General features: G+C 63.6%; 21 protein-coding genes. 8 read left to right on the forward strand and 13 right to left on the reverse strand.

Features of this window, described 5'->3' with window-relative positions:
* Positions 1-89: 89 nt before the first annotated feature.
* The 3 genes from AC0L3H_RS05660 to gcvA all read right to left on the reverse strand — a co-directional run bounded on the left by AC0L3H_RS05660 (position 90) and on the right by gcvA (position 4,215).
* The gene (locus tag AC0L3H_RS05660) at positions 90-1,550 is read right to left on the reverse strand and encodes a hypothetical protein (protein ID WP_473584773.1); all 1,461 of its coding nucleotides are present in this window, start codon (positions 1,548-1,550) and stop codon (positions 90-92) included.
* Between the two features lie 194 nt (positions 1,551-1,744).
* A complete protein-coding gene (gene pncB / locus AC0L3H_RS05665; RefSeq protein WP_473514466.1) occupies positions 1,745-3,049 on the reverse strand; it encodes a nicotinate phosphoribosyltransferase in 1,305 nt (434 codons plus the stop codon).
* A 191-nt stretch (positions 3,050-3,240) separates the two neighbouring features.
* Entirely contained in the window at positions 3,241-4,215 is a 975-nt protein-coding gene (gene gcvA / locus AC0L3H_RS05670) for a transcriptional regulator GcvA (RefSeq protein WP_236393237.1), read from the reverse strand.
* A 216-nt stretch (positions 4,216-4,431) separates the two neighbouring features.
* Between gcvA and speB the strand changes: the two genes are divergently transcribed.
* The 5 genes from speB to AC0L3H_RS05695 all read left to right on the forward strand — a co-directional run bounded on the left by speB (position 4,432) and on the right by AC0L3H_RS05695 (position 8,179).
* Complete coding sequence (speB, locus tag AC0L3H_RS05675) at positions 4,432-5,493, forward strand: agmatinase (protein WP_473584774.1); 1,062 nt, start codon at positions 4,432-4,434, stop codon at positions 5,491-5,493.
* A 77-nt stretch (positions 5,494-5,570) separates the two neighbouring features.
* Positions 5,571-6,368 (forward strand): transporter substrate-binding domain-containing protein, encoded by a 798-nt coding sequence (locus AC0L3H_RS05680; RefSeq protein WP_473584775.1) that lies wholly within the window; start codon positions 5,571-5,573, stop codon positions 6,366-6,368.
* Between the two features lie 21 nt (positions 6,369-6,389).
* On the forward strand, positions 6,390-7,058 hold the full coding sequence (locus AC0L3H_RS05685; protein WP_023801531.1) for an amino acid ABC transporter permease: 669 nt from the start codon (positions 6,390-6,392) through the stop codon (positions 7,056-7,058).
* The gene (locus AC0L3H_RS05690) at positions 7,055-7,702 is read left to right on the forward strand and encodes an amino acid ABC transporter permease (protein ID WP_128244682.1); all 648 of its coding nucleotides are present in this window, start codon (positions 7,055-7,057) and stop codon (positions 7,700-7,702) included. Before AC0L3H_RS05685 ends, AC0L3H_RS05690 begins: the two co-directional genes overlap by 4 nt.
* 111 nt (positions 7,703-7,813) lie before the next feature.
* Positions 7,814-8,179, forward strand: coding sequence for a hypothetical protein (locus tag AC0L3H_RS05695; RefSeq protein WP_473584776.1), 366 nt, complete (start codon positions 7,814-7,816; stop codon positions 8,177-8,179).
* Between the two features lie 41 nt (positions 8,180-8,220).
* On the opposite strand, the gene AC0L3H_RS05700 is transcribed toward AC0L3H_RS05695, so the two are convergent.
* Together AC0L3H_RS05700 and AC0L3H_RS05705 are read right to left on the reverse strand one after the other, a co-directional pair.
* Positions 8,221-9,624, reverse strand: coding sequence for an MATE family efflux transporter (locus AC0L3H_RS05700; RefSeq protein WP_473584777.1), 1,404 nt, complete (start codon positions 9,622-9,624; stop codon positions 8,221-8,223).
* A gap of 201 nt (positions 9,625-9,825) precedes the next feature.
* Positions 9,826-10,362, reverse strand: coding sequence for a phosphatase PAP2 family protein (locus AC0L3H_RS05705; RefSeq protein WP_473584778.1), 537 nt, complete (start codon positions 10,360-10,362; stop codon positions 9,826-9,828).
* Positions 10,363-10,650: 288 nt separating this feature from the next.
* Between AC0L3H_RS05705 and AC0L3H_RS05710 the strand changes: the two genes are divergently transcribed.
* Positions 10,651-10,830, forward strand: a complete 180-nt coding sequence (locus tag AC0L3H_RS05710; RefSeq protein ID WP_473584779.1) for a hypothetical protein — start codon at positions 10,651-10,653, stop codon at positions 10,828-10,830.
* A gap of 294 nt (positions 10,831-11,124) precedes the next feature.
* Here the strand turns inward: AC0L3H_RS05710 and AC0L3H_RS05715 are convergent, their stop codons facing one another.
* Both AC0L3H_RS05715 and AC0L3H_RS05720 read right to left on the reverse strand, forming a co-directional pair.
* Positions 11,125-11,796 (reverse strand): class I SAM-dependent methyltransferase, encoded by a 672-nt coding sequence (locus tag AC0L3H_RS05715; RefSeq protein WP_473507950.1) that lies wholly within the window; start codon positions 11,794-11,796, stop codon positions 11,125-11,127.
* A gap of 3 nt (positions 11,797-11,799) precedes the next feature.
* A complete protein-coding gene (locus AC0L3H_RS05720; protein ID WP_473584780.1) occupies positions 11,800-12,606 on the reverse strand; it encodes an alpha/beta fold hydrolase in 807 nt (268 codons plus the stop codon).
* A gap of 110 nt (positions 12,607-12,716) precedes the next feature.
* On the opposite strand from AC0L3H_RS05720, the gene AC0L3H_RS05725 reads away from it, so the two are divergent.
* Positions 12,717-14,264: a bifunctional AfsR/SARP family transcriptional regulator/alpha/beta hydrolase gene (locus AC0L3H_RS05725; RefSeq protein WP_473584781.1), complete on the forward strand. Its 1,548-nt coding sequence runs from the start codon at positions 12,717-12,719 to the stop codon at positions 14,262-14,264.
* A gap of 229 nt (positions 14,265-14,493) precedes the next feature.
* On the opposite strand, the gene AC0L3H_RS05730 is transcribed toward AC0L3H_RS05725, so the two are convergent.
* The 3 genes from AC0L3H_RS05730 to AC0L3H_RS05740 all read right to left on the reverse strand — a co-directional run bounded on the left by AC0L3H_RS05730 (position 14,494) and on the right by AC0L3H_RS05740 (position 16,868).
* A complete protein-coding gene (locus AC0L3H_RS05730) occupies positions 14,494-14,724 on the reverse strand; it encodes a tautomerase family protein (RefSeq protein WP_473507952.1) in 231 nt (76 codons plus the stop codon).
* Positions 14,725-14,957: 233 nt separating this feature from the next.
* A complete protein-coding gene (locus AC0L3H_RS05735) occupies positions 14,958-15,710 on the reverse strand; it encodes an OsmC family protein (protein ID WP_473584782.1) in 753 nt (250 codons plus the stop codon).
* Between the two features lie 87 nt (positions 15,711-15,797).
* Positions 15,798-16,868, reverse strand: coding sequence for an alpha/beta fold hydrolase (locus AC0L3H_RS05740; RefSeq protein ID WP_473584783.1), 1,071 nt, complete (start codon positions 16,866-16,868; stop codon positions 15,798-15,800).
* Between the two features lie 351 nt (positions 16,869-17,219).
* Between AC0L3H_RS05740 and AC0L3H_RS05745 the strand changes: the two genes are divergently transcribed.
* Positions 17,220-17,798 carry a histidine phosphatase family protein gene (locus tag AC0L3H_RS05745; protein ID WP_473584784.1) on the forward strand — a complete coding sequence of 193 codons (579 nt, stop codon included), beginning with the start codon at positions 17,220-17,222 and terminating at the stop codon, positions 17,796-17,798.
* A 25-nt stretch (positions 17,799-17,823) separates the two neighbouring features.
* Here the strand turns inward: AC0L3H_RS05745 and AC0L3H_RS05750 are convergent, their stop codons facing one another.
* Genes AC0L3H_RS05750 through AC0L3H_RS05760 form a run of 3 tightly spaced genes read right to left on the reverse strand, consistent with a single transcriptional unit; the run spans position 17,824 to position 21,609 of the window.
* Positions 17,824-19,410, reverse strand: a complete 1,587-nt coding sequence (locus tag AC0L3H_RS05750; protein WP_473584785.1) for an FGGY-family carbohydrate kinase — start codon at positions 19,408-19,410, stop codon at positions 17,824-17,826.
* Positions 19,407-20,090 (reverse strand): HAD-IA family hydrolase, encoded by a 684-nt coding sequence (locus AC0L3H_RS05755; RefSeq protein WP_473584786.1) that lies wholly within the window; start codon positions 20,088-20,090, stop codon positions 19,407-19,409. Before AC0L3H_RS05755 ends, AC0L3H_RS05750 begins: the two co-directional genes overlap by 4 nt.
* Before the next feature lie 40 nt (positions 20,091-20,130).
* On the reverse strand, positions 20,131-21,609 hold the full coding sequence (locus AC0L3H_RS05760; protein ID WP_473584787.1) for a mannitol dehydrogenase family protein: 1,479 nt from the start codon (positions 21,607-21,609) through the stop codon (positions 20,131-20,133).

Below are 21,609 nucleotides of genomic sequence, written 5' to 3' on the forward strand. Positions count from 1 at the left end.
GCATGTGTACAAACTAAATCACCAAAGCCCTGATGTGGCAAGCGGGCTTTCCCGGGGGATCAATCGACGCGATCGAAGCGGTTTTTGTCTCATCCGGCAGCCGGGGTGGCAAGCAGCCACAGGCCGAACACCGTATAGGCGATCATCAGCACGGTGAGCGGAAACTGGCTGAGCGCGGCGCCGGCGGGACGCGGGTGCAATCGCCAGGCGAGGCCATGCGCGACGAGCACGGCGAGCATGTGGCCGATGATGATGACGCCGGCCTGGATATTCCACAGCCACCATGCCGAGCCGGCGCCGGCAGCGACGCCGGCTTCGATCGGCATGTCGGCGGTGCCGAACAGGTTCCAGCCCAGCCCAAATGGGTCGGAAAGCGCAGCCAGCGCATATTGGCTGTCGACGAGCAGCGCCGTCAGATAGTGCGCAAAATGATAGGCGAGCGCGATCGGCACGATCGACCAGACCAGCAGCCCTGCGGCCTGACCGAGGGTATGCGGGCTGCCGGCAAGATGCTGGCCGAGGACAATGGCAAGGATGAACGCGGCCGCAAGCAGGACGAACGTCACCACGAGCCCGAAGCTGCCGATGCCGATCACCGCCGTGCGGCCCGGGACTTCCAGCGGATTGATGCCGAACAAGCCGAGCCAGAAGAAGGTTTTCGACAGGCCGTCGAACGACACCGACGACAGCGCCAGCAGCAGGAAAGCAATGCCGCTGAGCGACAGCGGCGCGGCATCGCCGAGCTTGGCGCCCGGCCAGCACAGACTGAGCCGACCGCCTTCTTTGCGCTCAAGCAGGGCGAAGCGCGTCACCATGGCGAGGAAGACGGTCAGGAACTCGCCACGCCGGCTCCAGTCGCGGTAGCCGAACACCAGCATGGCGGCAAAACTCAGCAGCCAATAAAGGCTGGCGGCCCAGGCGAGCCGCGCCGGGTCGTCGGGCGCCGGGTCGATCAACTCGAACCAGGCGAAGGCGAAGAACAGCGCGAAAGCCGGCCAGCAGCCGAGCCACGCAGGCGGTCGCCATGTCTTGCGATTGACGACCTTGCGATTGCCGAACACGCGGGAAATGACACGCCAGGGCCCATACCAGGGGTTGAGCCATGACCAGAGATTGCCGAAAAGCCCCTGCAGCAAAACCAGGCCAACCCAGAGCAGTGTCCAGATCGCCAGCGGCAGCGGGTTGGAGAGCGGATCACGGCTGCCGAACAGGCCGGCCGCAACCAGAACTACAAAGCCGGCAAAGGATATCAAGCTGACGACTGCCCGCGCGCCGTCGCCGAATGCAATAAGCGGCAGGCGCCGCCGCCAGAAGCGGGCAGGAAAGTCTGAGGGCAGCAGCGCCAGGACAAGAAAACTGGCTGCGACCGCGAACGCGCCGCCGGCGACGTAGTAGCCGGTGGGCAGAAGCAGGACGTGGCCGCGATCGGAGGCATGGGCGAAGGCTGGGGTGGGTGATGCGATGAAAGCCGAACAGATGAAAGCTCCCGTCCAGAAAGAATATGCTCGCCCGCAGTGATCCTTCGCACCCCCCTCTGTCCTGCCGGACATCTCCCCCGCAAGGGGGGAGATTGGCTGGCATGCCGGCTTTCGCCAATCTTCAACGTTGCAGGAAGGGCGCCGTTCGAACGAACTGCCGATCTCCCCCCTTGCGAGGGAGATGTCCGGCAGGACAGAGGGGGGTGGGCGGGAACTCACGCTATCCGAGATTTCCCTTTTGGCGAGGCGAAACCATCCGCAGCCCCTCACACCTTGACCAGCTGCTCCACGCGGTCTTTCTCGCCAAATATGCGCAAATAGCGCTCGATCTCTTTTTCGTCGCCGGTGGCCTTGGCGGGATTGTCGGAGAGCTTGACCGCCGGGTGGCCATTGGCCTCGGTGACCTTGCAGACAAGCGAGATGGCGTCGAGCCGGTTGGTTTTGGTCGGCGCGCAGCCCTCGAAATCATTGGTCAGGTTGGTGCCCCAGCCGAAGGACATGCGCACCTTGCCGTGGAAATGGCGGTAGGTTTCCTCGATGGTCTCGACCTCGAGCCCGTCGGAGAAAATCAGCAGCTTCTGTCTGGGGTCCTTGCCCTTTCCGCGCCACCAGGAAAGGATCTTTTCGCCGCCTTCGATCGGCGGCGCGCTGTCGGGGCGAAAACCGGTCCAGTCGGCGATCCAGTCCGGCGCGTCACGCAGGAACGCCGCGGTGCCGAAGGTGTCCGGCAACACGATCAGCAGATTGCCGCCATAGTAGCGCTGCCAGTCCTGCAGCACCTTGTAGGGCGACTGCTTCATTTCCTTTTCCGAATTGGCGAGCGCGGCGAACACCATCGGCAGTTCATGCGCGTTGGTGCCGAGCGCCTCGAGGTCGTTGTCCATGGCCAAAAGCACGTTGGAGGTGCCGGTGAAAGCCTCGCCGATGCCTTCCTTCAGCGCTTCGACGCACCAGCGCTGCCACAGGAAGGAATGGCGGCGGCGGGTGCCGAAATCCGAAATGCGGATATCCGGCAGCGCTTTCAGCCGCTCGGTTTTGGCCCACATCTTGGCCTTGGCGCGGGCATAGAGCACGTCGAGCGCAAACGGCCCGAACGCCCGCATGGCGGCGCGAGATCGAAGTTCATTGATAATTGCCAGCGCCGGGATCTCCCACAGCGTCGTGTACATCCACGGACCGCTGAAAGTGAGCTCGTACTGGCCATCGCGCTTGGAAAGCGCGTATTCCGGCAACTGGAAATTCTCGAGCCAGGCGAGGAATTCCGGTTCAAATATCTGCTTGCGGCCATAGAAGGTGTTGCCGCCAAGCCAGATCATTTCTTTCTTGGAGAAGCGCAAGGTGCGGGCATGGTCGAGCTGATCGCGCAGTTCCGCCTCGTCGATCTCCTCGGCAAGGCGAACCGAGGTGGTGCGGTTGATCAGCGAGAACGTGGTGTCGATCTTGGGATACATGCCCCAGATCATCTGCAGCATCAACAGCTTGTAGAAATCGGTGTCGAGCAGGCTGCGGACAATCGGGTCGAGCTTCCAGGTGTGGTTGTAGACGCGCCGCGCTATATCGGTCTTGGTCATGTCTCGATGCCGCCTTCGCTGTTCGCCCTAGCTTTTGTTTAGCGCTTTTCCCGGGAAGCCGCTGCGCACTATTCCGGGAATTGCTCCAAATGCCTCTTAGCATTGAATTTTTGAATGCGCCTCCCGCTTTGCCGGCTGGCCCGACAAAAAGAAAAGGCTGCGGGAAGCGCGCTGCGCCGGCTGCAGCAACTTCAGGGCGCGGTCTTGGCGCCGATCACCCTCAGCGCCGGACGCTTCCTGCGGATGCCGATGCGGCCCGCCACCGGCGCATCGGCGCGGCCGTCGGCCTGCTCCTTTTCGGCAAACAGCCAGTCGATGAACAGCTGCACGATCGGCGCCGACCTCATCTCGTTGCGGCAGACGACATAGAAATCGTCGACCGCCGGCACCGACAGGCTGAACGGCGCGACCAGCAGTCCCCTGGCAAGCAGTCCGCTTGCTGTCACCGTATCGCCCAGCGCCACGCCATGGCCGTGGACCGCCGCCTCGCTCGCCATGCGCGCGTCGCCGAGATGATGGCGGCGGCCGCGCTCCAGGTCCAGCGCGTCGGCGGCGGCCAGCCAGGTGTGCCATTCGCGGCCGTCGTCGCCGTGCAGGAAGACGTGATCGGCGAGGTCGCGCACGGTGCGGATCGGACGGTTGTTGATCAGCGTCGGGCTGACCACTGGGAACAGTTCGAGGCCCGACCATTTGCGCATCCAGCAATCGGTCCAGCTGCCATCGCCATAATGCACGCAGATATCGATATGCGGCGCGCGGACGTCCTTGGCATCATTCGACGGGATCAGCGTCAGCCTGATATCGGGATACTGCGAGGTGAAGCTGCCGAGCCGCGGGATCATCCACAGCAGCAGCAGTGCCGGCACGCAGGAGACCGAGAGGGCCCCGGTGCTCGCCGGCCTTGTCATGCGCTGCGTGGCGGCGGCGATGCCGTCGAAGGCGGTCGACACCGCCGGCAGCAATTCGGCGCCGTGCGGCGTCAGCTTCACCCGCTGACCGGCGCGCTGGAACAGCTTGACGCCCAGCGACTGTTCGAGCGCCTTGATCTGATGGCTGACGGCGCCGTGGGTGACGTTGAGCTCAGCCGCCGCCTTGGTCAGCGAGGCATGGCGCGCCGTCGCCTCGAAGGCCCGCAATGGATTCAGGGGAGGCAGACGCTTGGCCATCGGAGCCTCAAAGGAACACGATCCCCCCGGTTTGGATAAGACCGTGCTCGACATCAATGTGAGATCTTCTCACAGCAAACACCCTAACAATATCAATTGATTTTTCAATGCAGCTGCAAGACACTTTGGCTCGTACAGCATCAAGACGTGAAAATCCGCAGGCAGCCGGCGCGACCGTCATTGATGGCCGCACTGCACCAGCCATGGAGGACCGACATGGGTTATAACAGCGGCAAGCTCGAAGCGTTGCGCCGCAAATATGGCGAAAGCCATGGCGGCGAGATGTTCGACCCAAAATTCCGGCGCGTCGCCGACAAGATTTTTTCCAAGAGCGGCACGCGGCTGGCGCCCTATTCCGGCATCCCGACCTTCCTCAGCGCGCCTTACCGGGAAATAGCCGCCGACAATCCTGATTTCGGCGATCTGCAGGTGGCGATGATCGGCGTGCCGATGGACCTTGGCGTGACCAACCGGCCGGGCGCCCGCTTCGGGCCAAGGGCACTGCGCGCCATCGAGCGCATCGGCCCCTATAACCATGTGCTGGAATGCGCGCCGACACACGAACTGAAGGTGGCCGACATCGGCGACGTGCCGTTCCAGAGCCGCTACCGGCTGGAGACCAGCCATGACGACATCGAGCGCCGGACGAACCAGATCGTCGACGCCGGCGTCATTCCGCTTTCGGTCGGCGGCGATCATTCGATCAGCCATCCGATCCTGAAGGCTGTCGGCAAAAAAGCGCCGGTCGGCATGATCCATATCGACGCCCACTGCGACACCAGCGGCCTGTTCGACATGACCAAGTTCCACCATGGCGGGCCGTTCCGCAATGCAGTGCTCGACGGCGTGCTCGACCCGTCGCGCACCATCCAGATCGGCATCCGCGGCTCGGCCGAATATCTGTGGGAGTTCACCTACGAATCCGGCATGACCGTCGTGCATGCCGAAGAGGTGACCGGCCTCGGCATCCCCGCCATCATTGCGAAGGCGCGGAGAATAGTCGGCGATGGCCCGACCTATGTGTCCTTCGACATCGACAGCATCGACCCGGCCTTTGCGCCGGGCACCGGCACGCCGGAAGTCGGCGGGCTGACGACGCGGGAAGTGCTTGAACTTCTGCGCGGCCTCAAAGGGCTCAACATCGTCGGCGGCGACGTCGTCGAGGTGGCGCCGCAATATGACGCGACCACCAACACCGCCCATGCCGGCGCGCAGGTGCTGTTCGAGATCCTCAGCCTGATGGTGTTCAGCCCGGTGATCTCAGGCAAGCGAGCTTAACGCACATCCAAGGCGAGCGCCGCGCTGGAGCCGGCGGCCGCATTCAAACAAAACAAGCTTCCAGCAGGGGAACGACAATGACATTTCACATGAAATCATCCATCGCCGCCGTGCTGCTGCTTGCCGGCCTCGGTCTTGCCACCCAAGCCGCCAATGCCGACGCGCTCGACGACATTACTAAGGCCGGCGCGATCAATGTCGGCATTTTCTCCGACTTTCCGCCCTTCTCCTCGGCCAGTGCCGATATGAGCATCAAGGGCTATGACGTCGACGTGGCGCAGTTCATCGCCGACCAGCTCAAGGTCAAGCTCAACTTGGTCAGCGTGACCGGGCAGAATCGCATCCCGTATCTTACTGACAAGCGCGTCGATATCCTGATGAGCGTCGGCTACTCCAAGGAGCGCGAGCAGGTGATCGATTTCGCCGCCGCCTACGCGCCCTATTATATCGCCGTCATCGGCCCGGCCGCGCTCAAGGTCGAAGGCAAGGACGATCTCGCCGACAAGTCGATCGCCGTCAACCGCGGCACGCTGGAAGATACGTCGCTGACCGAGGCAGCACCCGCCTCGGCCGACATCCGCCGTTTCGACAACTATAATTCCGTCATCCAGGCCTTCATCTCGGGTCAGACCCAACTGATGGTCGTCGGCAACGATGTCGGCGCCCAGGTGCTCGCCCGCCAGGAGGCACTGAAGCCGGAGCAGAAGTTCCAGCTTCTCACCTCGCCCTCGCATATCGGCCTCAACAAGAACGAGGACCGCCTGAAGCAGGTGGTCAACGACGCGGTCGCCAAGATGCTGGCCGACGGCAAGCTGGACGAAAGCTCGAAAGCCTGGCTCAAAACACCGCTCAATCCCGACAACCTCAAGGATTGATCTCCGAGGTAAGGACCTATCATGGGCTACAGCCTCGACTTCGGCTGGCTTGCCGATGCGACAGGTGCGATCGCGCGCGGGGCGGCCATGACGATCCTTTTGATCGCCGTGACCACGCTGGCGGGAACGTTCCTCAGCATCCTCGGCGCAGCAGGGCGGCGAAACGGCCCCTTGCTGCTCAAGCGGGCAATCGGCGTCTATGTCGAAATTATCAGGAACACGCCGTTCCTTGTGCAGCTGTTCTTCATCTTCTTCGGGTTGCCCAGCATCGGCGTGAGGCTCGATCCGCTGCTGGCCGCCATGCTGGCAATGACGCTCAACATGGCGGCCTACACGATCGAGATCGTCGGCGCCGGGCTCGACGCGGTGCCGCGCGGGCAGACGGAAGCAGCCCTTGCGCTTGGGCTCAGGCTGCGTCAGGTCTTCGTCAAGATCGTGCTGCCGCAAGCGCTCAAGGTGATCTTTCCGGCGCTGACCAGCCAGATCATCATCATGATGCTGGAGTCCGCCGTGGTGTCGCAGATCGCGGTGCGCGAACTGACCTACGAGGCCGACATGCTGCAGGCGCGCACCTTCCGTGCTTTCGAGACCTATTTCGTGGTGACGATGGTCTATCTCGTCCTGTCGATGGGGCTGCGCCGGCTACTGGTCAGCGGCGGCCGCCGCGCTCTGGGAGCCGGCGTGTCATGATCGAATTCACCTTCTGGGATATTGTCCGCAACCTTCTGCTCGCCGCGCGCTGGACGGTGCTTCTGTCACTGGCGGCCTTCGTCGGCGGCGGCGTCGTCGGGATGGTCGTGCTGTTCTTCCGGATCGCCAAGAATAAATGGGCGCGGCGGCTGGCCTCGGGCTACATTGCGCTTTTCCAGGGCACGCCGCTGCTCATGCAGCTCTTCCTGATGTTCTTCGGCCTGCCGATGCTGGGCTTGCGCATCGAGCCGTGGACCGCTGCAGCGCTTGGCCTGACCTTCTTCGCAAGCGCCTATCTCGCCGAGATCTGGCGCGGCGGCGTCGATGCGCTGCCGCGCGGCCAGTGGGACGCCGGCGCCAGCCTCGGCCTTCACTATCTGCAGGAACTCAGGCTTATCATCCTGCCGCAGGCGTTTTCGATCACCCGCGCCCCGACCGTCGGTTTCCTGGTGCAGCTGATCAAGTCGACCGCGCTGACCTCGATTATCGGTTTCGAGGAACTGGTCAGGACATCCAACGCCATCAACAATGCGACCTTCGAGCCGTTCACCGTCTATGGGCTGGTCGCCTTGATCTTCTTCGTCATGTGCTTCCCGCTGACGCAATATGCACGCTCGCTTGAACGACGGGCGACTTCAAACTAGCAAACCGCCTCTGCGCTTGGTCTTCGAACGCCTTCTTCGCTTCTTCGGAGCTATCTCCTTGTTGGAAGAAGAGTTCTGTGTACTCTCACAATGCTTAATCAAGGGCTTGGGATGAGAATTGCAATGTTGGTCGCGTTGGCCGCGACAGTAGCCGGGTGCGCGACCTCTCCGGTCGACTATGGAGCGTCGCTTTCGAAGCAAGACCGGAAATGGGCGTCGCCGGAATGCCAGCAAGCCCGCATGGAGGCTTCCTACTACGACGCTCGCGAAAAAAAGCAGCCGGGCTGGGGAACCGGCGTCTTTCTTGGCCCGTACGGATTAGGGCTCGCAGCAGCCATCAAGGAGCACCAGCAGAAGCAACGAAAATTGTTCGCCCGCGCGGTGCACTTGCGGTGCTCAAGCCTTCCACTGCCAAAGGAGTTGCACAGCGACTTAAGCCCACAGGCCGCAACTGCAAATCAGACGAAGTATCCATAGACGTCACGATCCCCGCCCTCCTCGTGACGAAGCTGCTTTCATCAATGCCCAAAGGAGAGCGGCGGCGCGATCTTGTCGCGCCGCAGCCAGCGCGCCAGGAGCAGCGCCGCCACCACCGCCAGCCCCATCGACAGGCCGATCCAGATGCCGACGCCGTCGAGCCCGGAATGGAAGGCAAGCAGCACGCCGAGCGGCAGGCCGATGCCCCAATAGCCGATCGCTGCATAGATCATCGGCACCTGGGTGTCGTGCAGACCGCGCAGCATGCCGGCGGCCACGGCCTGGGCGCCATCGAAAATCTGGAACAGCGCGGCAAAGGCCAGGAACGACACGGCAAGCCCGATCACAGTGGCATTGGCCGGGTCGCCGAGATCGATGAAGGCGCTGATCAGCAATTGCGGCCACAGGATCATCACCAGCCCCATCAGCGCCATGAACGAGACGCCGATGACAAAAGCGGTCCAGCCGGCGCGAGAAACACCTTCCGGATTGCCGGCGCCATGGGCGAGCCCGACGCGCACTGTCGCCGCCTGGTTGAGACCGAGCGGCACCATGAAGCTGATCGAGGCGATCTGGATGGCGATGGCATGCGCCGCGAGCGAGGCGGCGTCGATCAGGCCCATGAGAAGGGCCGCCGCGTTGAAGATCGTCACCTCGAAGGCAAGCAGGCCGGCGATCGGCAGGCCGAGCCGCAGCAGGCCCTTGAAGCGCGGCCAGTCGGCCCGCCAGAACCGCCCGAACAGTTGGTAGCGGCGAAACTTCGGCTCAAGCGTCACCACCGCCGCCATGCCGGCGAACATCAGCATGCTGGACAGCGTGGTGGCGAGGCCGGAGCCGGCAATGCCCATCGAAGGAGCGCCGAGATTGCCGAACATGAACACCCAGTTGAAGAACACATTGCAGGCGACGGCAACGAAGACGATGACCAGCGCCCAACCCGGCCGCTCCAGCGCCGAGATGAACGAGCGCAGGACGATATAGCCATAGAACGGCAGCACCGCCCATTCGAGCCAGCGCAGGTAGATGCCGGCCTGATGCGCCAGCGCCGGTTCCTGGCCCATGGCCAGCAACACGGCCTCGCCGTACCAGAGAAATATCCAGATCGGGATTGAGATGAGGATTGCCAGCCACAGGCCCTGCCGCACGGTGCGGCGCAGATCGCGCACTGAGTGGCGACGGCGGCCGAGTTCCGTGGCGATCATCGGCGAGGTCGCCAACATCAGGCCGAGCCCGAAGATCAGCGGCATGAAATAGAGGTTGGCGCCGAGCGCGCCGCTGGCCAGCGTGTCCGGACCCAGCCGCCCCATCATCATGACATCGGTGGCGGTCATCGCGGTCTGGCCGAGATTGGTGAGCACCATCGGCCAGGCGAGCGCCAGCGTCGCCTTGATTTCCCGACGCCAAAGATTTTCCGGCGCGCGCGCGCCGGCTTCGATCGCAGACATTATTTCGCCTATCCGATTGCGGCGCGTCGGCAAAAAGGGCCGGAAGCCGCGTCTCAGCGCGGAAAATGGCCGTGATCGGCCCGGATTCCGCATTATCCGCACGGCTTGTCCACGAAATGGGCAGCTATGGCAAGGGGGCTGGCTCAGGGGAAGCGTTGAGCCAGCTGGGCGCCGAAGCCTCCAATGGGAACGGTAAGCTTCTCACTCCTCCCTGTCGGTGAAGGCGCGCGACAGCACCTTCTCGGCGACCTGCCGGCCCACGGTCTCCCCTGCCTCGATATCGAAGCGGTAGTGGATGCCGGCCCAGATCCGCGACTCGCTCGCCTCCGTCGCGCGCGCGAAAAGCCGTTCGCGGTCGCGCGGGAAGAGGTGCGCCAGCACCGTCGCGCGGGCGGTCGACAGGCAAGAGTGAGCGGCCGAGTAGCTCGGATGGTTGGGCGAGGGGAACACGGTCTCGAGCTCGGGGTCGAGCTGCGAGGGCCGGATGTACCAGTAGACATACTTCGCGTCGAAGCAGGCAATGGTGGCATCGACATGGGCGACGTTCAGAGCCGCCAGCGCGCGGGCCGACGCCTGCGGGCCGAACGCCGGGCCGTATTCCAGGAGCTTCGTCCGCGCGATCTCGTTCCAAAGCGCGAAGTCACGGCCGCCGCCGAACACCTCCCAATAGAGGGCCTTGTGGTTGCTCGCCGGCGTGCGCTCGTAGCTCTTGAGCTCCGCCAGGGCCGCGGCGACCACCTCGGAATTGAAGGCAGGCGGCGGGGCGGGGCGGAAACTCGTCCGGACGGTCGAGCACCCAGGGACGCCAGGTGCCGGCGAGCGGGGCGATCGGCTTGCTGCCTTGCCATTTGCCTGGTCCCTCCGAAATTCGACCCTGCAAGGAGCCGGCTCTGCATGGCCTCTTCCGCCTTCTCGGCAAATGCGCTCGCGCGATTAGGGAAGAGATCGCCGAGCACGCCTGCGGCCGCTGCCGCCGCTGCCGCATACTCGGACGGGTAGGACGAACTGTCCGGCGTCGGAATCGCCGTGTCGATCGATGGATCGGCTCTGGCCGGGCGCGCCCTGCCGGGCGTTTGCTTCATCGCTGATGCGGCCGCGATCGCGTCGTCGATCGCCGCGTGCATCAAGGCGAGACCACGTCCCGCGGCGAGCGAGGTGACGAAGTCGGCGAGCATCGTGTCGACGGCGATCTCATTCCACCGGTAGGCCGGTCCGCCGACGTTCCACCAGCGGATGCGTTCGACGTCGGCAGCGCTCCGCCGTGCGACAAACGCCTTCACCTCGTCGAGTTCGGCGCCAGCGTCGGCGGGCGGGTTGGGCACGTCGGGGCCGGCGAACGACGTCGTCAGCCAACCCCTATCGCTTGAAGGCGCTACCTCCGCCTCGTCGGCTGCATTGGCCGGATCCGGCATGATCACGAGCACGGCAAGCAGTCCGGCAATCGTGTAGCTAGTGTTCCTACTCAGGTGAATGTCGACAAGTGGCATGACTTCCTCCTGTTCAGGTTGACGTTCTCGGTTGTGATGGCTGGCAGTCAGGCTGCCTTATGGCGACGCCCGCGTAGTGGCTGCCCAACAGCCAGAAGGTGGGCGGAAACCCCTCCTGCCATGCGTCTCGAATGTCGAAGTGGGCGCTCGCCACGAGCTGAAACGGGTTGCGGTTGAGATTGCATCCGCCGGCAAGAACGCCCCAGAAGCGGTTGAGCCGATCCTGCAACCTTCTCCGCCAGCCGGCATTCGCTTGCCCGTGTTCGAGGAAGATCAACCGCCCGCCGGGCTTCAAGATGCGCCGGATCTCCGTCAGCGCAGCCGCCGGCTTCGGAATGGTGCAGAAGGCGTAAGCGACGATCACTGTGTCGGCGAATCCACTCACAAGTGGCATGCTTTCGCCGCAGGCCTGGAGGCATTCGACATCGAACGGCAAAGCGCGGTTCTGTCGTTTCGCCAAAGCGAGCATAGTGCCGTCAGGATCGACGCCGACGAGCCGCCTCACCTTGGCTGCATCGTAGTAAGGCAGGTTCAGGCCGGAACCGAAGCCGACTTCGACCACAACGCCCTCCGCCAGCGGCACCATGCGCTGCCGCATGCGCGAGAAGGCGGTCGCCGAACAGCCGGCGTGGACGACATACGGCGCGATGCGTCGTCCGTACCAGGAGAGACATGACCGACACATGGCTCAGCCTCCTCGCCCTGCATTGCGGGTGCCGATACAGCCGAGGAATTGGTCGACGACCGACACGATCGTCTCGACATCTAGAAAGGCCGTCACATGGTTCCTGCCCTCAAGCGATAGGAATTCACCTCCGGCCAGTTCCGCGAAATTCCGGACGCACTCCCAGCGGGGGTCGAGCGTGCCGCTGATCGCCAGCACCGGGATGTCGAGCTTCGCAAGGGCCGCTGAGAAATCCGCCCTATCCCTGGCAAGGCTTGCCTGAACAGCAGGGAGATCATTATCTCGGATGCGTCGGCAGCTGTTCGGCGAAAGGTCGGGGGCCAACTGCTTCACGAAGGCAAGCCACGCTTCGAAGTTATCCTTGATGGCGGCTCGCAAGGGAGTCAGGTCTTCCGCGAAGGGATGCGCGCCATTGACGATCAGTGCACCGACGCGGTCCGGATGATACGCGGCGGTGGCAAGTGCGATGACACCGCCCATCGAATGACCCATTAGTGCAGCGCGGCGAATGCCGGCGTGGTCGAGGACCGCGATGATATCGGCCGCCCGCCTGCGGCCCGAATAGGCAGCCGGATCGTGCGGCTTGCCGCTGCGGCCATGGCCGCGGCAATCGACAAGGATCAGCCGCCGTTCGCGCTGCAGGAATTGCTCGACATAACCGGCCTCATGCCAAGACTCACGGCTTTCAGTTACGCCGTGAAGCAGCATGAGCGGCTCGCCGCAGCCAATGTCTTCATAAGCAATCGAGACGCCATCCGCGGCAACAGCCTCGGATGGGTGGTGGGGGATGATAGAATTGACCAGTGACATTTATCGCTCCAAAGTTGGGCGCAGTTGGCCCGAAAGTCGCAGGGGGAACGATAGACGGCAGGCGTCCCCTCAACGTCCCCTGCCTGGTGCGATTTGTCGCGAGCGGATCGATGGAGCGATTGGAGTTTCGGCTTTTGGGCTTTCCGGAGTTCCGCTTGGACGGACAGCCGATGCCACTTGCCCTGCGCAAGGCAGCCGCGCTGCTCATCTTTCTTGCCGAGGCCGGTCGGCCCGTCGCGCGTGAAACTGCGGCCACGCTGCTGTGGCCCGAAGCCGACGAAGAGACTGCTCGGGCGCGCCTTCGGCGTGTCCTTTACAAGATCCGGATCGCCTTTCGCAGCGAACTCGTCGCCGTGAGCGGAACTTCCCTCAGCCTGCACCCGGCGCTTTCCGTCGAGATTGACTCCAGAATTTTTGAGCACGCCTGCGACCACGGCTCTCTTGAAACGGCGGCCAACATATACACGGGCGATTTTCTTGCGGGTTTCTCCCTGCCGGATTGTCAGGAATTCGAGGAATGGGCGTTCTTCAGGCGCGAGGCCCTGCGCAGCCGCCTGACACAGGCGTTGGAGCGCCTGGTCGAAACGCAGATCGCCGCTGGAGAACCTCTCACCGCAGTTGTGCATGCGACGCGTCTGGTGGGACTGGATCCGCTGAGCGAAAATGCACACCGCCATCTGATCCGTGCCCACTTGGCGGCCGGGAACAGGGCGGCAGCCGGGCGCCAACTCGAAGCATGCGCCCGGCACTTGCAAGAAGAGCTTGGCGTGACACCTGACCCTGCAACCGTTGCCTTGTTGCAAGAGCCAAGCAAGACCACTGCTCCGGAAGCGCCGCGAACGCGTTATGTCGAGGTGGATGGGATCCACCTCGCGTTCCAGACCGTCGGCAGTGGCCCGCCGGACATCGTGCTCGTTCCCGGGTTCGTGTCGCATGTGGAGCGGATCTGGGAAGACAGCCGCTGCCGCGCGTGGATTGCGGCGGTTTCGCGTATCGGTCGCCTTATCCTCTTCGACCGGCGCGGCGTGGGCCTTTCCGACCGCGTCGGAGCGCGTCCAACCGTCGACGCGACGGCGCAGGACATATTGGCGGTCATGAACGCGGCCGGAAGCCGCCTTGCGCTCCTCATCGGTTCGTCGGAAGGCGGTCCCGGTTGCATCCGCTTTGCAGTCGATCATCCCGATCGCCTCATCGGGCTCGTTCTGTGGGGCTCCCTGGCCAAAGGCAGCCGGACGCCCGAATACGCTTTCGCCTTGACCTCCGAGCAATACGACCTCTGGAAGCGCCGCCTGGTCGCCAACTGGGGCGGACCTGCCGAGATCGAAACCTTTGCCCCGAGCCTGGTCGGCGACCGCCAAGCGGAAGCCTGGTGGGCCGGGTTGCTGCGGGCGGCGTCCAGTCCAGGTGCCGTTGCAGGTGTGATCGATGCGCTGCGCGACACCGACGTCCGCCATTTGCTCGCAAGGGTCTCGGTCCCGACACTGGTGCTGCATCGCTCGGGCGACCGCGCAGTCCACCCCGAGGTGGGTCGTTTCCTTGCTGCGAAGATACCCGGAGGGCGGTTCGTGGAGGTCGCCGGCGACGACCACTGGTTCTGGGTCGGCGACCAGAACCAGCTGCTGCGCGGCATCAGCGAGTTTGCGGAACGCCACCGGTGAACCAGCGCAGCGAGCGCCCGCAGTTATGGCGTCGAATCTGATCACCGCCACTGTCTCATTCTGTTGCCCGGGACGAGGTCGCCCGCGGCGCGGGTCAAGCACTTGAGCTTGCGCTGGCCGGCGCAGCCCGGTGTCCGGGCATCGCGCTCAATTGGTCCGGGATCGACGTAAGTGATGTCGAAGGGATCCGTTTCGTTGATCTGGACAATCGGACCAGGTCCGGCACGGGTTATGCCGCAGCACCGCGTCCGGCAGCGATGGCCTTGACCTTTTCGGACGTCAGCATCTCTCCGCCGATCGCCCAGTCGCCGCTTGCGACTTCGTTGATCTTGACCCAGGTGACGCCGCGCATGTTTTCGCCTTCGACGGCGACCATCGCTTCGGTCACCTTCTCGATCAGCTTGTGCTTCTGGGCGGGCGTGAAAACGTCTCGGATGACGTGAATGTCGACGAGTGGCATAGTCTGTTCCTCCATTTCAGGGTTGGCGTTTTCGATCGTCGTGGACTTGTTCGCACGACTCATTCTGCGGTCGGTGAAGCCTCCGTGGCGGTGTCATGAGCCACCCCCTGTTGCTGTGCTCGTCTGCCGTCGCATCCGCCAATGAGGCCACGGGAACGGCCTGCGCTCTGCTGGGGCGAACGAAACTTGCGGGCTCGCGCGGTTGTTTTTATTGGTTCGGACAAGCAGTGTGGTCATGACGCTTCTCCTCTCGGGCGCTGGTCCGGCGCCAAAGACGCCCAATGATCTGCTTGTGAATGATGAGGCCAGTCCATGGGCGCGGACGCGGGAGGCGACGTGGAATCGTGTTGACCGGGTCGATCGGGCGGCGAACCTGCCACCTCGTCGAAGGGCGCTCCGATGCGCGTTCGCACCGGAACGCCGTGGCGCAGGGTCCGCAGCACGACACAACTGTGTTCGGCCGCCGCGAAGAGCACCTGCAGCTTCGTGGGATCGGCATCAGAAGCCGGCTGCAAGCGCACGCGGCAGCCTATGCGCTGGAAGCCTGCCGGAACGGAGCGATCGACGAGCAGCGCGCCTCGCACGTCGGCGTCGGCGCTTACGGCGACCTCCAGCGACTCAAGGCGAATCTCGAGCCGGTCGGCAACCATTCGAAGGGTGGAATCGAGACAGCCGGCGAGCGCGGCGCACAGCATGTCGCCCGGATTCGGCAGATCGTGATAACCGCCGACCGCCCGATGAATACCGAACCGCCATGGCGAACCATCTCCTTCCCCGAGAGCAACGCTGCCGTGGAAAGGATCTGCGCGATCATCAATCGTTCTCGCGCGGTCGGTGATGAGGGCTTCTTCCGCAGCGCTGCGATAGCGCTCGCGAAGCGGATCCTGGCGTTGCTTGACGATGCCTGCTGAGGTTTGGCTCATGGGTCCGTGTCCCAAGTTCTGCAATCCTGGTGCAAAAATGGGGCAACGACGGGCCCCGGTCATGGGGCGAGAGCCCTACCGATCTTGCTTATTTTGCCAGAAGGGGCGGGTTTTCTGGGGCGCCGGCCCCAGTGGGCGAGCCAAAACGGCTCAGTCGTGGCCAAATCCCGCCTTGCGCGCGGCCACGATGGCCTGGGAACGATGCTCGACACCAAGCTTGGAGAAGATGCTGGATATGTGATTGCGCACGGTCTTTTCCGAGATGTTCAGCCCTCGTGCAATCTCGATATTGGTCAGGCCGCGCGCGATGCGGTCCAGCAGTTCCTTTTCGCGCTCTGTCAGGTCGAACAATTCGCTGCCCCGCGCCATACTGATCGGCTCGTCGGCATCAAGGAAATTGTCGAGTTCCTTCCGAAACTTCCTCCAGGCCTTCTCGCGCGGCAGCAGGATGTGGTTCTTGCTTTCGAGCGACACGAAGCGGGCATTCGGTATCATCGCAGCAAGGCTACGGCCGGCCTCGAACGGTACCATGCCGTCGCCACGAACGTGAAAGACCAGCGTCGGCATCGTGATCTTGGGTGCCTCTTCCCGAATGTCGAATGCGTGGAAGGCATTCCACAGCCGGCATGCGGTTTCAGGCGACGCGCTTAGCCGCTGCAGTTCACCGATCCATTTGAGCTGCTCCTTGCCTCCGTCCGGCATCAGAAGATTCGCAAAAACTTCACGGAACGCTCCAGATTCACGGCCCCATCCGACCTCGATCATCTGCGAGAGCGTCCGCGCCTGCTTGGCGAGTTTCTCGCCCACACCGTCGACATAGGCGCCGTGTAGATAGCCGCTGTAGAGGACGAGCCGCGTGACACGCTCGGGGTGGCGCGCAGCAAAGGCAATCGCCACCAGACTACCTTGACAGAGCCCGATGATGGGAAAGCGATGCAAACCGAGCGCATCGACGACCGCTTCCAGGTCGGCTACCCAGGCATCGAGCGAGAAGTCGGTCGCATCCCGGTCCGAAAGGCCTGACCCGCGCGGGTCATAACGGACAAGCATACGTCGATCGCTGAGAGTCTCTTGCCAATGCCGCCAGACGGGGCTTTCCCAATCAATATCGAGGTGCGTGAACCAGTTGTTGACCCGCACCAGTGGCGGGCCGTGGCCTGCCGTCGCCAAGGCGATTCGAACCCCGTCCCGCGACGTGCAGAACTGTATCCGTTGCGTCATCGGAGCTTTCCTGCTTGTCCTTGTCCGCAACCACTGCAAGAGAGCCGCAATGTTATCAGGCACACCGCGCCAGCAACAGCTATCAGAACACAGCCGCCTATCAATGGTAGCTCATCAGCGCTCATCAGCATATCAGACGACGTTCATCCTTAACCAATCGAACAGACGCCTTGCTCGACTACGTCATTCTCTCGCTGCTCGACTTCGCTTCGAGTACAAATAGAGTGAGCCAGGAATCGCGATGATCTCGCGCCCGACCGCGGACAATCTCAATTCCGCTACAGCTATGATCGCGTCGTTGGCCGATTTGAAGAGCGGTCATCACATCGGATTCAATCGAAAGGCATGCGGATGAGCGCGTTTCCCGAAATCCATCTGGTTCGACATGGCGAGACGGAATGGAGCGCGTCGGGAAAGCACACCGGCCTGACCGACATACCGTTGACGCCAGCCGGCGAGAAGGCCGCTCGTGAGCTCGCCGAGCGGCTGCAGGGGCTTTCGTTCCAGGCAGTCTGGTCGAGCCCGTCGCAGCGGGCCTTCAAGACCTGTACGCTGGCCGGCTTCGGTTCGGCCGGCGTGAAGAAGGCCGATCTGGCGGAATGGGATTACGGCGCTTACGAGGGACTGACCACGAAGCAGATCCTCGTCGAGCACCCCGGCTGGCGCCTGTTTCGCGACGGCTGCCCTGACGGCGAGGCGGCAGACGACGTCGGCGCGAGGGCCGATCGGATCGTCAATGAATTGCGCGACGTCAACGGCAATGTCCTGGTGTTTTCAAGCTCGCATTTTCTGCGGGTGCTGGCGGCGCGCTGGCTCGGCCTGCCGCCGCAAGATGGCGCCTTGTTCGTGCTGGATACCGCCAGCACAAGCGTGCTCGGTTATGAGCACGACCTTGGCGAGCCAATTATCCGGCGATGGAATCAGAAATAGCAGACGCATTGCAGGCCATTCGAGACTACCTGATCGCATCCAGCGCCTGCCGCTGCCGGTGCATCTCCAAAAACACGCGGTAGTCGCGGTCGAACCGGCCGGCGGCCGCCGAATTTGGCTCTCGCGTCTTGCCGCCTTGCTGCATGGCGACGCAGGCGGCGTTCAAATCGGGGAAAAGCCCGGCGGCGGTGGCGGCGATCATGCCGGTGCCGAGCAGCACCGCCTCATCGGCCAGCGGCTCGACCACCGTGCAGCCGGTGGCGTCGGCATAAAGCTCCATCAGCAGCGGGTTCTTGGTGTGACCGCCGGTGACATGCAGCGTGTCGATCAGATAGCCGTTCTCGTTCAGGGCTTCCAGCACATGGCGCACGCCCAGCGCAATGCTGACGGCGGTGCGCCAATACAGCTTGCACAGGCTGTCGAAGGAGGAATCCAGCGTCAGACCGCTGATGACGCCGACGGCATGCGGGTCCGCGAGCGGCGAGCGGTTGCCATGGAAATCCGGCAGCACATGCAGCCTTCCGGCCAGGTTCTCGCCCTCTATGGCGCGCAACTCGACAACGCGCCGGGCAATCCTGGCGTGCATGGCGGCGTCCGGCTCGCCGCCGGCGCCGTGCCAGCGGATGATGTGATCGAGCAGCGCGCCGGTGGCCGATTGGCCGCCTTCCGACAGCCAAAGCCGGGGAAGCGCCGCGCCATAATACGGGCCCCAGACCCCGGCAAAGGGTTGCGGGTCGGGCGACATCGCCATGACGCAGCTCGAAGTGCCGGCGATCAGCGCCAGATGCCGGCCGATGTTGGTTTCATCGCCGGCGAAGCCGCCGAGCACGCCGAGCGCGCCGGCATAGGCATCGATGACGCCAGCGCCGACCCGGCATTGTTCGCTCAGGCCAAGCTCGGCCGCGGCTTGCGCGCTCAGCCGGCTGATATCGGCGCCCACCGGGCTGGCCTTGTCAGGCAGATTGCCATGCTCGAAAAGATCGCCGAGCCCGACGGCTTTGAAGAAGTCGCGCCGCCAGCCGGTCTCTTCATGCGCCAGATAGGTCCATTTGGCGGTCAGCGTGCATTGCGAGCGGGCAAGCGAACCGGTTGCCTTCCAACTGAGAAAGTCGGCGAGGTCGAATAGATAGCCGGCGTCGTTCCATGTTGCGGGCAGGTTTCGCTTCAGCCACATCAGCTTCGGCGTCTCCATTTCCGGCGACATGACGCCGCCGATATAGTCGAGCACGGCGTGGCCGCTTTCGGTGCATTCATCGGCCTCGGCAATGGCGCGGTGATCGAGCCAGACGATGGTGTCCCAGCGCCTTTCGCCTGTCACCGAGACACTGAGCTGGCCACCATCCTTGCCCCGCACCACCAGCGAGCAGGTGGCGTCGAAGGAGATGCCGACGATGTCCTGCGCTGCCACGCCGGCTTTTTCATTGGCCGCGCGCACCGCAATGCAGACCGCCGACCAGATATCCTGCGAATCGTGCTCGGCGTGATCGGCCTTCGGCCGGTTCATGACGATCGGATGCTCGGCGCGGCCGAGCAAGGTGCCTCCGGTGTCGAGAATGCCCGCACGGGCGCTCCCGGTGCCGACATCGACCGCGCAAACGAAACTGTTCGTCAAGATGTTCTTACTCTCGCTCCCAGGCCTGCAATCAGATCGGGCAGTTGCAGCATGTCAGCGAATATAAAGTCCGGTTCACTCGACGCAAGCCGCGCTTTCAGTGCCGGGTTGCCGGCATGCGAGCCGCCGGTGAAGGCGAGGACGCGCATTCCCGCCGCCCGTGCCGCCGCGACGCCGACGGGGCTGTCCTCGACGACGACGCAATTTTGCGGGATCGCTCCCATTTTGGCGGCTGCGTGGAGAAAAAGGTCCGGCGCCGGCTTGCCCCGCGCCACCATGGCGGCGCTGAACAGATGCGGCTCGAGCAGCCCGAGCAGCCCGGTAACCTCGAGCGCATAGCGGATGCGATCCAGCGTGCCGGAGGAAGCAACGCAGCATGGCACGGTAAGCTTCGGAAGAACCTGGCCGATGCCGGGGATCGGCTTGAGCTCGTCGCGAAATTTGCGCATCAGCCCGACGCGCATCTCGCTCAGATGCAGGTCGGTGATATCAAGTCCGAAGTCGCGACCGAGGATTTCGCGAACGCTTTTCATGCTTTTGCCGAGGAAATGCTCATAGGCGGCATCCTCGCTGACACTGCCGCCGGCAAGCGTGATCATGCCAAGCAGCGCCGAAACGGACAGCCCCTCGCTGTCGACCAGCACGCCGTCGCAGTCGAAAATGACCAGGTCAGGCGTCATTGCAGGGCCCTCATCGGCGGGGACATGCATTGAGCCGATCTTAGAGGTTGCCGGCGAGGTAGCGCGTCAGCGTCGTACGTGCGCCATCGGCCCAGAGCGCCTCGAGCGCCTTGGCAAAGGCCTCGACGAACGGCGTCGAGCGGCCGACCTCGCCATAGATGTCCTCCATGGCCAGCCAGGCGGCAGGCGCAGCCTTTGCCGCCCTGGCGGTCGTCTGCAGCCGGTCCCAGCTTGGATCATTGGGCTCGATGACCGCGCCTGAATCCGTGGTGCCGAAGCAATAGCGGCACCAGAGCGCCGATTCCAGCGCCAGGCCGGCCACGCCCTTGCCGGCCTTCAGCCGGTCGGCGATGGTCGGGATGATGAATTTCGGCTGCCGGTTGGAGCCGTCGAGGCAAAGCCTGCGAATGGTGTCGCCGATCTTCGGATTGGAGAAGCGGTGCTCGATGAGCTGGTAATAGTCCTCCAGCACGGTACCCGGCACCGGCGGCACGGTCGGGATGATCTCGTCGTGCTCCAGTTTTTCGAGAAAACCGCGCACCAGCGGCTCCTGCATCGCCTCGTCGACGAAATGGATGTCCATCAGCCCGGCCGGATAGGCGATGGTCGCATGGCCGCCATTGAGGATGCGGATCTTCATCAGCTCGTAGGGTGCGACATCGCTGACGAACTGCACGCCGACCTTTTCCAGCGGCGGGCGGCCGTCGGTGAAATGGTCCTCCAGGACCCATTGCCTGAACGGCTCGCAAAATACCGGCCAATTGTCGTCGAGCCCGAACTCGCTCGACAGAATGCCGCGCTCGCGGTCGGTTGTGGCCGGCGTGATGCGGTCGACCATGCCGTTGGGAAAGGCGACGTTCTCGCTCACCCAGGTCGCCAGTTTCTCGTCGATCAGCCGCGCGAGCCCGATGACGCCGTCGGCGGTGACATGGCCGTTGTGGGGGATGTTGTCGCAGGACATGACCGTGAACGGCACGATGCCGTCGTCGCGGCGGCGCAACAGCCCGGCAAGAATGATGCCGAAGATAGTCTTCGGCATTGCTCCCGGCTGCGCGTCGGCGACGATATCGGGATGGGTCGGATTGAACACGCCCGATGCCGGATCGATGAAGTAGCCGCCCTCGGTGATGGTCAGCGAAACGATCCTTATCGCCGGGTCGGCAAGCCGTTCTAAGATCGCGGCTGCATCGCCCGGCATCAGGAAGTCGATCATGGCGCCGGTGATGCGGGCGCTCATGTGGCCAGAATCCTGCTCGACCACGGTGGTCAGCCAGTCCTGTTCCTGCAACTTGCCGCGGCCGACCTTTTCGCCCTCAAAAACGCCGGCGCCGACAATTGCCCAGTCGTGGCCGACGCCCGCATTGAACAGGTCGTCGAGATAGACGGCCTGGTGCGAGCGATGGAAGTTGCCGACGCCGAAATGCACGATGCCGGCTTTGAGCGCGGCGCGATCATATTTCGGGCCGACGACTTTTTCCGGCAGGCGGGACAGTGCCGCCGATGAGAGTTTTACGGTCAT

Source organism: Mesorhizobium sp. WSM4816, from assembly GCF_055811535.1.